The sequence below is a fragment of the Rhizobium terrae genome, assembly GCF_003425685.1.
Classification (GTDB): domain Bacteria; phylum Pseudomonadota; class Alphaproteobacteria; order Rhizobiales; family Rhizobiaceae; genus Neorhizobium; species Neorhizobium terrae.
Map to the genome: position 1 here is coordinate 166,797 of NZ_QJKM01000002.1, position 13,186 is coordinate 179,982.

Consider the following 13,186-nt stretch of genomic DNA (forward strand, 5'->3'; position numbering starts at 1 on the left):
GAAACTGCAGGGAGGGATCGGTTCAAACCTTTACCACAACCCTCTTTTCGATTGCCGCCTGGGCTGCCGCCAGCCTTGCGATGGGCACGCGGAAGGGCGAGCAGGAGACGTAATCCAGTCCCGCCGCCTCGCAGAAGCGGATCGAAGCCGGATCGCCGCCGTGTTCGCCGCAAATGCCGAGCTTCAGGTCGTTGCGGGTGCGCCGGCCACGCTCGGCGGCCATCTGGATCAGTTCGCCGACGCCTTCGAAATCGAGCGAGATGAACGGATCGTGCTCGATGATACCCTTCTTCTGATAGGTCGGAATGAAAGCGGCCGCATCGTCGCGCGAGATGCCGAAGGTCGTCTGGGTGAGGTCGTTGGTGCCGAAGGAAAAGAACTCGGCGGTCTCGGCGATCACATGGGCCCGGATCGCTGCGCGCGGCAGTTCGATCATCGTGCCGGCGAGGTAAGCGATCGGCACACCGGTTTCCCTCGCCACGTCCTCGGCGACACGGTCGATGACGCCTTTCACATAGTCCAGTTCCTTGCGGAGACTGACGAGCGGCACCATAATCTCGAGTTCGACCGGCTCGCCGGTCTGCCTGCCTGCCGCGACCGCCGCCTCGAAGATCGCGCGTGCCTGCATTTCAGCGATCTCGGGGTAGGAGATCGCCAGCCGGCAACCGCGATGCCCGAGCATGGGGTTGAATTCGTGGATCGCATCGATGCGACGGGCGAGGAAGGAAGGCGGCATACCCATAGCCTTCGCCACTTCGGCAATCTCCGTCTCACTCTTCGGCAGGAATTCGTGCAGCGGCGGATCGAGAAGACGGATCGTCACCGGCAGGCCGTGCATGATCTCAAACAGTTCCGTGAAATCCGAGCGTTGCATCGGCAAGAGCTTGGCGAGTGCCGCCCGCCTGCCCTTCTCGTCCTCGGCGAGGATCATCTCGCGCATGACGTGAATGCGGTCGCCCTCGAAGAACATGTGTTCGGTGCGGCAGAGGCCGATGCCCTCGGCTCCAAAAGAACGGGCGGCGCGGGCATCCTGCGGCGTATCGGCGTTGGTGCGCACGGCCATATGCCGCGCCTTGTCGGCCCACAACATCAGCTTGCCGAAGTCACCGGAAAGTTCCGGCTGGATCATCGGCACGGCACCCTTCAATACCTGGCCGGACGAACCGTCGATGGTGACGACATCGCCGCGCTTCAGTGTTACCCCACCGGCGCCGATCAGCATTTCGTTGCGCGTGTCGACGCGCATCGAACCGGCGCCCACGACGCAAGGGATGCCCATGCCGCGGGCAACCACCGCCGCATGGCTGGTCATCCCGCCACGGGTGGTGAGAATGCCTTCGGCCGCATGCATGCCATGGATGTCTTCCGGACTCGTCTCGATACGAACCAGGATGACCTTGCGGCCCTCGGATTCCGCCTCCACCGCCTCCTCGGCCGTGAAAACGATCTCGCCGGTCGCGGCACCCGGCGATGCCGGTAGGCCGGAGCCGAGCACATGGCGCTCGACACGTGGATCGATGGTCGGATGGAGAAGCTGGTCCAGCGATGACGGCTCGATGCGGCAGACGGCCTCTTCCTCTGAGATCAGCCGCTCCTCGACCATGTCGACGGCGATCTTCATCGCCGCGCGCGTCGTGCGCTTGCCGGATCGCGTCTGCAGCATCCACAGCTTGCCGCGCTCGACGGTAAATTCGAGATCCTGCATGTCGCGGTAATGAGCCTCCAGCCGGCCGCAAATCGCCTTGAACTCGGCAAAAGCCTCCGGCATCAGCTTTTCCATCGACGGCTTTTCCGAACCAGAGGCAAGCCGGCCCTCTTCGGTGATGGATTGCGGCGTGCGGATGCCAGCCACGACATCCTCGCCCTGCGCATTGACGAGGAACTCGCCATAGAGCGCCTTTTCCCCGGTCGACGGGTTACGGGTAAACGCGACACCAGTGGCGGAAGACGACCCGAGATTGCCGAAGACCATGGCCTGGACGTTAACCGCCGTTCCCCATTCCTCCGGTATGCGGTGAAGGATGCGGTAAGTCACGGCGCGCGGGTTCATCCAGCTCGAAAACACGGCGGAGATGGCGCCCCAGAGCTGCACATGCGGATCCTGCGGAAATCCCTTTCCGAGCTCCTCCTCGATCGTCTGCTTGTAGAGGCCCACCACATGCTGCCATTCGACGGAGGAAAGATCGGTGTCGTAATCATGGCCGAGACGCGCCTTCTCGTCCTCGAGGATTTCCTCGAAGATCTCGTGGTCCAGCCCCATGACCACGTCGGCATACATTTGGATGAAGCGGCGGTAGCTGTCCCAGGCGAAACGAGCGTCGCCCGCATCGTGGCCGAGCGCCTGCACGGTCTCGTCATTCAAACCAAGGTTCAGGACCGTATCCATCATGCCGGGCATCGAGGCACGCGCGCCAGAACGGACGGAGAGAAGAAGCGGCTTGACCTTGCCGCCGAAGACGCGGCCCGTCAGCCCTTCCATCGCGGTTATTCCGTCCAGAACCTCGCTCTTCAGATCGGCAGGTAACGTCTTTTCATCTTTGAAATAAACGGCGCAGGCATCGGCGACGATGGTAAGGCCCGGCGGCACCGGTAGGCCGAGCGCTGCCATCTCGGCCAAATTGGCGCCCTTTCCGCCAAGCCGCACGACATCGGCCGCGCGGCCCTCCGCCTCGCCGCCGCCGAAGCGATAGACCCATTTCGACATGCTGCTCTCCACCCCGACGCAGTCTGTTTTCCGAATGATTATAGCTTTTGTGACGGTTTGGGAACGGATGAAGGCAGGATTATGTTGCATCGCAACATAATCCTCGACCGCAAGGTTAAAAAATCGTCGGAGGCGATCTAAGCAAAGCTTTGCGGGGCCGGATCACAGGCGGCCCCGCAAAGCTTTCCGTCCGGGACAGGAAACCCGAACGGGGGGTGGGAAAACGCCTGACACGAGCCATCGCGCGATGGCTGACGCGAAAACGCGTTCCATTTCACAATCGAGAAGACACTAATAGCCTAAAAATTGCATCCCCCATATGGGTGATTCTACGTAAGGAGCGAGCATTTTTACGCCATGTAAAAAATTGCTCAGCTTGCCTCCCGCAACAGTTCGGCCGTCTGAAGATCAACTGAGACCAGTTGAGACACTCCCTGTTCGGCCATGGTGACGCCGAAAAGCCGGTTCATCCGGGCCATGGTGATCGGGTTGTGGGTGATGATGATAAAACGGGTCTCGGTGGACGCCGCCATTTCATCCATGAGATTGCAATAGCGTTCCACATTATGGTCGTCGAGCGGTGCATCCACTTCGTCCAGCACACAGATCGGCGCCGGATTGGTGAGGAAGACGGCAAAGATCAGCGCCATCGCGGTAAGCGCCTGCTCGCCGCCGGAAAGAAGCGTCATGGTCTGCGGCTTCTTGCCAGGCGGACGGGCGAGGATTTCGAGGCCTGCTTCTAGCGGGTCGTCCGACTCGATCAACTGCAGCTCCGCCGTACCGCCGCCAAAAAGGTGGGTGAAGAGCCGCTGGAATTCGGTATTGACCACATCGAAGGCGGCAAGCAGGCGCTCACGCCCCTCGCGGTTCAGGCTTTGGATAGCGCCGCGCAGCTTGCGGATCGCATCGATCACGTCGGCGCGTTCGCGCATCAAAAGATCGAGCTTGTCGGAAAGTTCCTTCTGCTCTTCGTCGGCGCGCAGGTTGACGGCGCCGAGCCGTTCTCGCTCCATGCGCAGCCGATCGACCTCGCGCTCTATCTCGCGGATATCCGGAACGGTCGCATCGGGCTTCAGGCCGCCCAAGCGCAGGACCTCATGGGGAGGCACCCCGAGCGCCTCGCGGATGCGCTCTTCGCCCTCATGCCGTTTCTCGGCGGCAGAAACCAGACGCTCCTCGGCACGGCCACGCTTTTCCCGCGCCTCCGCCAGTTCCGACAGTGCGGTTGCGGCAATCCGGTCCGTCTCGCGCTGACGAGTTTCGGCCTCGGCCAGACGGTCGGCCGCGTCGCGGCGCATTTCCTCGGCCTTCTGCAGTTCGTTCAAAAGCGCGCGGCGCTTGTCGTCGAACTCTTCCGGCGCGGCTTCGAGGTCCGCGATCTCCTCGCGGGCTTCCTCCTCGCGTTCGCGAAGATTGGCGATATGGCCGGCGGCACTCGCGGCGCGCGCGGTCCAGGAACCTCGCTCCTGCGCGATCGCGGCAAGCCTACGCTTGCGCGCCTCGGCCTCCCGGCTCAATCCTTCGTAACCTGCGCGAGCCTCGGCCAGAAGACCGCGATCGGTCGCGACCGCCATCTGCTGCTCGCGCAGGCGGTTGTCGAGGCCGGAAATATCTGGCGCATTTTCCAATTCGGCACGGGCATTCTCTTCCTGGATGCCGAGTTCATCGATCTGGGCGCTGATCTGGTTCAGCGCCTCTGCCGCCACGTCGCGGCGACGCGTGAGGTCGCCGGACGCCCGTTCGGCGGCGGCCAGCGCGTCACGGGCTTCCGCAAGCTGGCGAGCAGCCATCCGGCCGCGGTCCCGCGCCTCGGAAAGCTGCCGTTCCCGAGCAGTGATGTTGGACGCCGCTTCGGCAAGCTCCGCCTCGCTCTCGGAGAGCACGATCCGCGCTTCATCGATTTCCGCTTCGAGTTCAGAAAGCCGGTTCTTCTGGGAAAGCCGCAATGCGGCAGCGCCGGGCGCCTCGGAGCCGGTGACATGGCCATCCCAGCGATGGACGGCGCCTTCCCTGGTCACCAGCCGCTGGCCGGGTTTCAGCAGCGCCATGAGGCGCGCCGCATCGGCGGCCGCGACGATGCCGATCTGGCCGAGCCGGCGGGCAAGCTCGGGTGGCGCCGTTACGTGGGCGCTCAAAGGCTTCACGCCTTGCGGCAGGCCAGGATCATCTGCTCCATCGCCGTTCAGAGACCAGTAACTGGGAGCCGTGCTGTCGACGGGGCTTTCGAGATCGTCACCCAGCGCTGCTCCGAGCGCCGCCTCGTAACCGCGATCGACCCGGATCATTTCCGCAACGGCCACGAAATCGCCGAGGGCGGCGCCGGCCGCCAGCATTTTTCGAATGGTTCGAGCTTCCGTTTCCAGCGCGTTAAGCGCCGAACGGGCTGCTTCCACGGGTGCACGGGCCATCTGCTCATTGGAACGCGCCAACGAAAGCGCGGCTTCGACCTCTTCGGCGATCACGACGGCGTCCTCGACGGCGATTTCCGCCGCCTCCACCGCCTCGCGCTTCTCAGCCGGATCATCGAGCCCCGCCAACCGCTCGTCCAGAGCGTCGAGTTCGCCATTTGCTTCGGCAAGCTGACGATCGAGGCGCTGGCGGCGCTCGGCCACGTCGCGGATCAACCGTTCGAGCTGATTACGGCCGGCGGCGGCCTCGGCACGTTCGGCGGTGATCGTCGCAAACAGTTTTTCGCTTGCCGCAAGTGTGGCGGCCGCGGCCTCGAAGGCTTCACGCAGTTCATCGGCTTTCGAGCCGGAATCGGCGAGCATCTCGTTGAGCTCCGCTTCTTCCTCAGCCAGCTTCTCGAGAAAGGCGGCATTGTCGGCGGCGAGTTGCTCCTCGCGACGAATGTCTTCGCCAAGCTGGTTCAGCCGACGGGTCAGCTCGTCGCGACGCTTCAGGAGTCGGCCCGCCTCCTCCTCCAATTGGCCGCGGGCGATCTGCAGACGCTGCAAGGTCGCTCCGGCACGCGCCTCCTCCTCGCGCAGTTCGGGCAGCCTGAAACCGGCGATCGCCTGGCTCTTGGCGGCCTCCATCTGAGCCTGCGCCTTTTCGGCGACGACGACGGTCGCCTGATTGAGCGCACTCTCGGCCTCGGCTTCCGCCTCCTTCGCCTGCACCCAGCGGATATGCAAGAGCAGCGCCTCACGAGCGCGGATATCGGCCGACAGCATCTTGAAGCGATTCGCCTGGCGGGCCTGGCGCTTCAGGCTCTCGATCTGGCTTTCGAGCTGGGTCAGCACATCGTCCAGACGTTCGAGATTGCTTTCGGCGGCGCGCAGGCGCAGTTCAGCCTCGTGGCGGCGGGAATGCAGGCCCGAAATGCCGGCAGCCTCTTCGAGCAACTGGCGGCGCGCCTGCGGTTTTGCCTGGATCAGTTCGCCGATCCGGCCCTGTCCGACCATCGATGGCGACCTTGCGCCGGTCGAGGCGTCGGCGAACAGGAGCTGCACGTCCTTGGCGCGCGCCTCTTTGCCGTTGATGCGGTAGATCGAGCCCGACTCGCGCTCGATGCGGCGGGTCACCTGGATCTCATCGGCATCGTTGAAGGCAGCGGGCGCCGTGCGATCGGCATTGTCGAGATAAAGGCCGACTTCCGCCGTATTGCGGGCCGGCCGATTGCCGGAACCGGAAAAGATCACATCGTCCATGCCGGACGCGCGCATGTTCTTGTAGGAATTCTCTCCCATCACCCAGCGAAGCGCTTCGACAAGGTTCGACTTGCCGCAGCCGTTCGGGCCGACCACGCCGGTCAACCCGCGCTCGATGATGAATTCCGTCGGCTCGACGAAGGACTTGAACCCGACGAGGCGCAGCTTGTTGAATTTCATGCCGCGCCCCTCACCTTCCCGTCAGGAAGGATGTGCTCACAATAGACTGTCGAAAAGCTTCGACATGGATTCAACCGACATGTCTCCCGAATACTTCTTGCCGTTGATCAGGAAGGTCGGCGTGGAATTCACGCCGAATTCATCCGCCCCGCGCTTGGTCACGGCATTCACATCATCGAGAAGCTTCTGGTTCGTCAAGCAGGCTTCAAAACTCTGCTGTGAGTAACCGGCAAGCTTGACGCTCTGAAGCAGCGAACCGCGCACGTCGCCGTTCGCCGGAGCTGCCCAGGCACGCTGCTGCTTGAAGAGCATCGACACCATCGGGAAATATTGCGCCGGCGTCGACAGCTGCTTCGGATCCTGCGGGTTGCAGCGAGCCAACATGAAAGCAGCCGTCGCGACCGGATCGAAGGGGAACTCGCGGATGATGAAGCGGACCTTGCCGGTGTCGATATATTTGGTCTTGATCGTATCGAAGGTCTTGTTGTGGAAATTGGCGCAGTGCGGACAAGTCATCGACATGTATTCGATGACTTGGACCGGAGCCTTCTCGTCGCCGAGCGCCATCTCCGGCAGGGCTCCGGGCTTTAGAGCAGCAGCCATGTCCACATCGCCCTGGGCTTCCGGCATCTCCTGCGCAAAGGCCTCGGAAGCGCCGAGCGGCAGCGCCAGGCAAAGGGCAGTAACCGCCACTCCGCCGAGGAGCGCGCGCCTGGTCATGGTCATATCGTTCATCTGCATAAAACACCCGTGTTCGAGAGGTCTTGAATAGATCGATTTTCCGTATCGCGGCGCCCGAACGCGAACAAGCTGTCGATAGGCAAATCTCTTCAAAGAATTGTGACAAATCCGAGGTCTATCAGGCCGCTCGCGAAGCTTTGCTTTTCAGGACCGGGGCTTTTTCTGCAGTACGGCGGTGCCGAGCCGCTCCACCGCCTTTTTCAAGGCCTCGCTTTCGATGCCTTCGACCATCGTTTCCAGACGCTTTGCCGCCTCGCCTCGCAGCGGCGGTGGCTTTCTCGGGTGTTTGAAGGCCTGCGACACCGGCTTTTGAACGATACGAATCTGGCGCACAGCAGGAAAACCGAAAAAGCCGTTGATACGGGAAATCAGCTCGCCCTGAGCATGGGTGAGAAAAAGCGCGCGCGCGCCTTCGCAGGCAACCGTCAGGACGCCCGGCTGATGGCCGCCGCCCGCGCCGGAACCTTCATCGCGACGCGGCCAGGCGATCTTTTCCGGCCGGGTGCAATCGGCGAAATCCTCGCCGGCGATCTCGTCCCAAGAGCCGAGCAGCGCCGTCGAAATGCCGGCGCGGCGAGCCAATACCGGATCGAGGATACCGTTTGCCACTTCGGCAATCTGCATTTCACCCCGGCGGCCACCTTTCTTGGGATAACCTGTTGTTTTCGACATGTTCATGGCCGTTTTCCTGGCTGCCATCCTTGATGGCGGCGCATACTTCTCACAAGTATATGGCATCTCATCCCGCAACGGCAAACAATGCTCCATACGCTTCCGGAAATAGCCAGATCGGCGCATGCCGAAAAACTGCTCTCCTGGTACGACCGGCATCACCGGGAACTGCCGTGGCGGGTGAGCCCGGCTGCGGCGAAGACGGGAAAACGCGCCGACCCCTACCACATCTGGCTTTCGGAAGTGATGCTGCAGCAGACGACGGTGCAGGCGGTCAAACCATATTTTGCGAAATTCCTGAAGCTCTGGCCGACGGTGACCGACCTTGCCGCGGCTCCCGTCGACGATGTCATGGCCGCGTGGGCCGGTCTTGGATATTACGCCCGCGCCCGCAATCTGAAGAAATGCGCCGAGGCGGTGGCAACCGAACACGGCGGTGTCTTTCCAGACACGGAGGACGGCCTGAGGGCGCTTCCCGGTATCGGAGACTATACGTCCGCGGCAGTTGCAGCGATCGCCTTTGATCGCCAATCGGCAGTGATGGACGGCAATGTCGAGCGGGTCGTTTCACGGCTCTACGCCATCGATGCGCCGCTTCCCGGCTCGAAACCGACGATAAAGGCCAGGGTCGTCGAACTTACGCCCGCAGCCCGGCCGGGGGATTTCGCCCAGGCGATGATGGATCTCGGCGCCACGATCTGCACGCCGAAACGGCCGGCCTGCGCACTCTGTCCCTTCCGCAACGACTGCCTCGCCTTTGCCGCACACGATCCGGAATGCTTTCCGGTAAAAGCCGCCAAGAAGGACAAGCCGGTACGGCTAGGAGCCGCCTTTATCGCCGTGACGCCGGCTGGCGAGATCCTGCTCAGACGTCGGATTGACAGTGGACTGCTTGGCGGCATGACGGAGGTGCCGACAACCGCCTGGACCTCACGGCTCGATGGCGGCTTAACCGTGGATCACGCCCCCCTCCCGGCGGATTGGGAGGCTTGCGGTACGGTTACGCATGTCTTCACCCATTTCGAACTTCGACTCTCAGTCTTCCGCGCGAAGGTTGAAAAAGCTGTCACGGACGGGTGGTGGGAGCCCGTGGCAAATCTTGGGACGCAGGCGCTTCCGACTGTCATGAAAAAAGCGATCACGCAGGCTATTCCACTCGCCTTCGCAACAAGCCCCAACTGATTCTCTCGAAGGATTTCTGACAGTGGCCAAAATCGACCACATCGTTTTCGACATCGGCAAGGTATTGATCCATTACGACCCCACCCTTCCCTTCAGCCGCATCATTCCCAACGCGGAGGAACGGAAATGGTTCTTCGAAAACGTCTGCACCCATGAATGGAACCTGGAGCAGGATCGCGGCCGCACATGGGAAGATGCCGAGGCAGTATTGATCGCCGTGCATCCGGAGCGCGAGGAGCAGATCCGCGCCTTTCGCAAATACTGGCACGAAATGGTGCCGCATGCCTATGAAGGCTCGGTCGCCATCATGGAAGATCTGATCGACAAGGGCCGCGACGTCACCATGCTCACCAATTTCGCAGCCGACACTTTTGTCGACGCCAGGAAGATCTTCCCCTTCCTGAACAAGCCGCGCGGCGTGACCGTTTCCGGCGAGATCGGTCTGATCAAGCCGGACGTGGCGATCTACGATAAGCATACCCACGATTTCGGCCTTGTGCCGGAGGCGACGATATTCATCGACGACAGCTACCCGAATGTGGAAGGCGCGCGTGCCGCCGGCTGGCAGGCGGTGCATTTCAAGGACCCGGAAACGCTGAGGCAGGATCTGATCGCACATGGGGTGGAAATGTAAGGAGTGGAACCCTCGGGAAGCAGCGCCGGCGCCCTCGCTCAGGAAGCGAACTGTCGATCAGGGCGCCGGCGGAAACCGGACCGCCCGACGGGCTGCAGGTCCAATAATTTTGACTTTTTGATTTTCTGAGGCGGATAAAGCGCCCATTGCCGCTGACCAACTCTATGCCGCCATCGGCCAGTTTCTGAACCCTGCGAATCGGAAATCACCATCGAGCTTGAAGACCTAAACGTGTCCATCGCTCAATGCGCGATCGCTTATGTCAATGAAGACCGGGGGTTCCCATCCGCGATGGCTTAACCCATGGCATCTCCCCTGGCGCCAGGGCCAAGACATGCCCAGGATCGATCCGCAAATGGCTTTTTGAACCAGGAATACAATACCGTGGCCGCCGAGGTGTCGGACTCGCCAAATCGGGAGCTAAGCGCTGCTTCGGTCGAGATCGAACCTAAACCAAAAAGAAATGACGCCCGGGGTCAGCCTCCCCGGGCGTCAATTATCCTCGTCCGGGACTAGAGGTACAAACCGGACAAGGAATTCCATTCAATCTGGCAGGGACAGGTGGATCAGTCCAATTTCGCCAGATCGTTGCGGACGACCGCCCTCAGTTCGTCGATGGGCTTCAGAGACTGCCCGTCGTCGAAATGCCAGAACGTCCATCCGTTGCATGCATCAAGGCCCTGCACTTTCGCGCCCAGGCGATGAATGGAACCGGCCTCGCCGTTTGCCGCGAGCGTGCCGTCGGCGCGGATGATCGCGCTGTGCCGGCGCTTCGCGTCGGTCAGGACCTGACCAGGCTTTACGAGACCACTTTCGACCAGCGTGTTGAAGGCGACGCGAGGTTCGGCCTTCTTGCCGGTCATGACCGTCAGTTCCGCCTTGCCGAGCGGCTCAACGGCGGTGATGCGGGTGGAGGCCGCATCGATATAGTCCTGTTCGCGCTCAATGCCGACGAAGTTGCGGCCGAGGCGCTTGGCGACCGCACCGGTGGTGCCCGAGCCGAAGAAGGGATCGAGGATCACGTCGCCGGGCTTGGTCGACGCCATGATGACGCGCGCCAAAAGGGCCTCCGGTTTCTGGGTCGGATGGACCTTCCTGCCGTCATCGTCCTTCAGCCGCTCGTGGCCCGAGCAGATCGGAAACAACCAGTCGGAGCGCATCTGCACGTCGTCGTTGGAAGCCTTCAGCGCATCGTAATTGAACGTGTAGCCCTTGGCCTTGGCATCACGGCTCGCCCAGATCATCGTCTCGTGGGCGTTTTGGAAGCGGCGGCCCTTGAAGTTCGGCATCGGGTTGGTCTTGCGCCAGACGATGTCGTTCAGCAGCCAGAAATTCAAGTCTTGCATCATCGCGCCGACGCGGAAGATATTGTGGTAGGAGCCGATGACCCAGATGGTGCCGGCCGGCTTCAGGACACGGCGGCAAGCAAGCAGCCAGGCGCGGGTGAAGGCATCATAGGCTTCGAACGAAGCAAACTGGTCCCATTCGTCATCGACGGCGTCGACCAGCGACTGGTCGGGGCGATGCAGTGTGCCGCCAAGCTGAAGATTGTACGGAGGATCGGCAAAGATGGCGTCGACGGAGTGATCCGGCAGAGCCTCAAGTGCGGCGACACAATCGCCCTTAATGATGCTGTTGATCCATGTGCCTGGACGCGCCTGTTGCTTCAGGTCGGCCAGCGGAAGAACTGCTGCCATTTGATACTCGCTACGCTTTACTCGGTACGACTTTACTGACTGTTATGGTTACCTATTTTGGTTACCAAACACTGAAAGCGCTGCACGATTTTGAGAAAAATTTCCGAGGCGAGCGAATTGGACAATGCCGGTGTTTCTTCAGCGGGCGACCAGATCGATCTCGGCATCGCTAAAGCCGAACGTCTTCATCATGACCCGATGATCGGCAGAACCGAGATAAGAAAGCAAAGCATCGTCGACCGCTTGCCTGAATGAATCAGCCGATCTGTGAAAGGCGAATGACCCGAAAGCCGGTTCCTTCTCGTCTCTCCCGACGGTCACGATCTCCAGGGCCAGATCCCGGTTCTGTTCGAGGTAACCGGCATGCGCCCGCGCCACACTTGCATAGGCGTCCGCACGTCCCTCAAGCACGGCGGTCGCGGCATCCGCATAGGTTTCGAAGACCAGGATGCGATCGTCCGGCATGCCGAATTCGACGGCGGAGCGATGCTGGAACTGGTCGCGGATGACGGCAAGCCTGCAGTCCTTCACCTTCGCCGCGGATCTGTAGCCGGCGAGATGCAGAGGATTGCCCCGCCGCACCAGCAGCCCGTCCGGCAGGGCCCAGATCGGCCGGCTGAAACCCACAATCCTTCGGCGCTCCTCGGTCGCGAAAAGCCCGGTCGTCATCCGCCAGCGGCCGTCCGCCAGTCCAGGAAGGAGCTGTGCGAATTCCGTCTCGGCCATGTCCACATCGTCAATGCCGATGGTCGCAAGCACCGTCCGCGCAAGCTCGACATCGCAGCCGGTGACGCTTCCATCCGGTCGGCGATAGTTGAAGGGAGGTTCAATGAGAAAAGCGAAATCGGCCATGGATGGCGTATAGCATGGAACATCGGAAGACGCTCCGTTAAGTTTCCTTCCCCTCCCAAAATGTCAGGCCTGCCGCTACAGGTCGCGGCAGGCCTTTCAAAGGGTACGTTGTGCTGCCATCAGGCCGCATGCACCTCGCGGCTGTCGGCAGGCGCCTCGGCGCGTTCGAACATGCCGTAATCGCGCAGGACATGGCCTATGCGCAGGCGATAATCGGCGAAGATACCGTTGCGGCCGGCCTGCTGGGCTGCCCGATGGGCTTCGAGATTGCGCCACTGACGCACCGCCTCCTCATCGCGCCAGAAGGAGAGCGACAAAAGCTTGCCGCGCATGGTGAGGCTCTCGAAACGTTCGATCGAGATGAACCCGTCGATCCTTTCGAGCTCGACCCGCAGTTCGCCCGCAAGATCCAGATATTTGTGACGTTCGCCCATATAGGGCACGACTTCGAAAATGACGGCGATCATGGCGTAACCAAAGCTCCGTGGGGTGCGGACACGTTCGTCAGGAAGATGCGGTCTTCCTTCAGGATGAAGCGCTGGCGTTTGGCGAACGCATAATTTTCCCGGCCGGACGGATCGGCCGCAAGACGGGCCCGATAGGCTTCATAAGCAGCAAGGCTCTCGATGTTATAGACCCCGTAGGCGGTTGTCGCCGAACCTTCGTGCGGACCGAAATAACCGATCAGGTCGGCGCCGCAGCGCGGGATCGCTTGACCCCAGTTGCGGGCATATTCGGCGAATTCGTCCTTCTTGAAAGGGTCGATTTCGTAACGGATGAAACAGGTGATCATGGCCTTCTCCATTTCGTTCTGAAGCAATTCCGGGCGGAAAACCGCTTTATGCTTTTCCGGGCGTCGCTCGGGTGACGG

10 protein-coding genes are annotated in these 13,186 nt (G+C 61.6%); 2 read left to right on the forward strand and 8 right to left on the reverse strand.

All coding sequences use genetic code 11. The annotated features are described in order from the left end of the window. Nucleotides 1-22 precede the first annotated feature (22 nt). The 4 genes from ppdK to DMO26_RS03800 all read right to left on the reverse strand — a co-directional run bounded on the left by ppdK (nucleotide 23) and on the right by DMO26_RS03800 (nucleotide 7,956). Entirely contained in the window at nucleotides 23-2,704 is a 2,682-nt protein-coding gene (ppdK, locus tag DMO26_RS03785; protein ID WP_117190695.1) for a pyruvate, phosphate dikinase, read from the reverse strand. Nucleotides 2,705-3,075: 371 nt separating this feature from the next. Further along, nucleotides 3,076-6,537, reverse strand: coding sequence for a chromosome segregation SMC family protein (locus DMO26_RS03790; protein ID WP_117190696.1), 3,462 nt, complete (start codon nucleotides 6,535-6,537; stop codon nucleotides 3,076-3,078). 36 nt (nucleotides 6,538-6,573) lie between these two features. Continuing rightward, the gene (locus DMO26_RS03795; RefSeq protein WP_117190697.1) at nucleotides 6,574-7,278 is read right to left on the reverse strand and encodes a DsbA family protein; all 705 of its coding nucleotides are present in this window, start codon (nucleotides 7,276-7,278) and stop codon (nucleotides 6,574-6,576) included. Between the two features lie 144 nt (nucleotides 7,279-7,422). Further along, nucleotides 7,423-7,956, reverse strand: coding sequence for a DUF721 domain-containing protein (locus DMO26_RS03800; RefSeq protein WP_226951184.1), 534 nt, complete (start codon nucleotides 7,954-7,956; stop codon nucleotides 7,423-7,425). An 81-nt stretch (nucleotides 7,957-8,037) separates the two neighbouring features. On the opposite strand from DMO26_RS03800, the gene mutY reads away from it, so the two are divergent. Beyond that, nucleotides 8,038-9,132, forward strand: a complete 1,095-nt coding sequence (mutY, locus tag DMO26_RS03805; protein WP_117190698.1) for an A/G-specific adenine glycosylase — start codon at nucleotides 8,038-8,040, stop codon at nucleotides 9,130-9,132. Nucleotides 9,133-9,154: 22 nt separating this feature from the next. Beyond that, nucleotides 9,155-9,766: an HAD family hydrolase gene (locus tag DMO26_RS03810; protein ID WP_117190699.1), complete on the forward strand. Its 612-nt coding sequence runs from the start codon at nucleotides 9,155-9,157 to the stop codon at nucleotides 9,764-9,766. A gap of 566 nt (nucleotides 9,767-10,332) precedes the next feature. Here DMO26_RS03810 and DMO26_RS03815 read toward each other — a convergent pair. The 4 genes from DMO26_RS03815 to DMO26_RS03830 form a co-directional block, all read right to left on the reverse strand. Continuing rightward, complete coding sequence (locus tag DMO26_RS03815; RefSeq protein ID WP_117190700.1) at nucleotides 10,333-11,463, reverse strand: site-specific DNA-methyltransferase; 1,131 nt, start codon at nucleotides 11,461-11,463, stop codon at nucleotides 10,333-10,335. Nucleotides 11,464-11,601: 138 nt separating this feature from the next. Next, nucleotides 11,602-12,315: a transporter substrate-binding domain-containing protein gene (locus tag DMO26_RS03820; RefSeq protein WP_117190701.1), complete on the reverse strand. Its 714-nt coding sequence runs from the start codon at nucleotides 12,313-12,315 to the stop codon at nucleotides 11,602-11,604. A 119-nt stretch (nucleotides 12,316-12,434) separates the two neighbouring features. Continuing rightward, complete coding sequence (locus DMO26_RS03825) at nucleotides 12,435-12,782, reverse strand: antibiotic biosynthesis monooxygenase family protein (RefSeq protein WP_117190702.1); 348 nt, start codon at nucleotides 12,780-12,782, stop codon at nucleotides 12,435-12,437. After that, nucleotides 12,779-13,108, reverse strand: coding sequence for an NIPSNAP family protein (locus DMO26_RS03830; RefSeq protein ID WP_117191018.1), 330 nt, complete (start codon nucleotides 13,106-13,108; stop codon nucleotides 12,779-12,781). Before DMO26_RS03830 ends, DMO26_RS03825 begins: the two co-directional genes overlap by 4 nt. Between the last annotated feature and the right edge of the window lie 78 nt (nucleotides 13,109-13,186).

Bases quoted from the DNA above. Each gene is read 5' to 3' on its own strand.
- DMO26_RS03815 (WP_117190700.1), bottom strand. From the start codon at position 11,463: ATGGCAGCAGTTCTTCCGCTGGCCGACCTGAAGCAACAGGCGCGTCCA.
- ppdK (WP_117190695.1), bottom strand. From the start codon at position 2,704: ATGTCGAAATGGGTCTATCGCTTCGGCGGCGGCGAGGCGGAGGGCCGC.
- DMO26_RS03795 (WP_117190697.1), bottom strand. From the start codon at position 7,278: ATGCAGATGAACGATATGACCATGACCAGGCGCGCGCTCCTCGGCGGA.
- DMO26_RS03825 (WP_117190702.1), bottom strand. From the start codon at position 12,782: ATGATCGCCGTCATTTTCGAAGTCGTGCCCTATATGGGCGAACGTCAC.
- DMO26_RS03790 (WP_117190696.1), bottom strand. From the start codon at position 6,537: ATGAAATTCAACAAGCTGCGCCTCGTCGGGTTCAAGTCCTTCGTCGAG.
- DMO26_RS03800 (WP_226951184.1), bottom strand. From the start codon at position 7,956: ATGAACATGTCGAAAACAACAGGTTATCCCAAGAAAGGTGGCCGCCGG.
- mutY (WP_117190698.1), top strand. From the start codon at position 8,038: ATGCTCCATACGCTTCCGGAAATAGCCAGATCGGCGCATGCCGAAAAA.
- DMO26_RS03820 (WP_117190701.1), bottom strand. From the start codon at position 12,315: ATGGCCGATTTCGCTTTTCTCATTGAACCTCCCTTCAACTATCGCCGA.
- DMO26_RS03830 (WP_117191018.1), bottom strand. From the start codon at position 13,108: ATGATCACCTGTTTCATCCGTTACGAAATCGACCCTTTCAAGAAGGAC.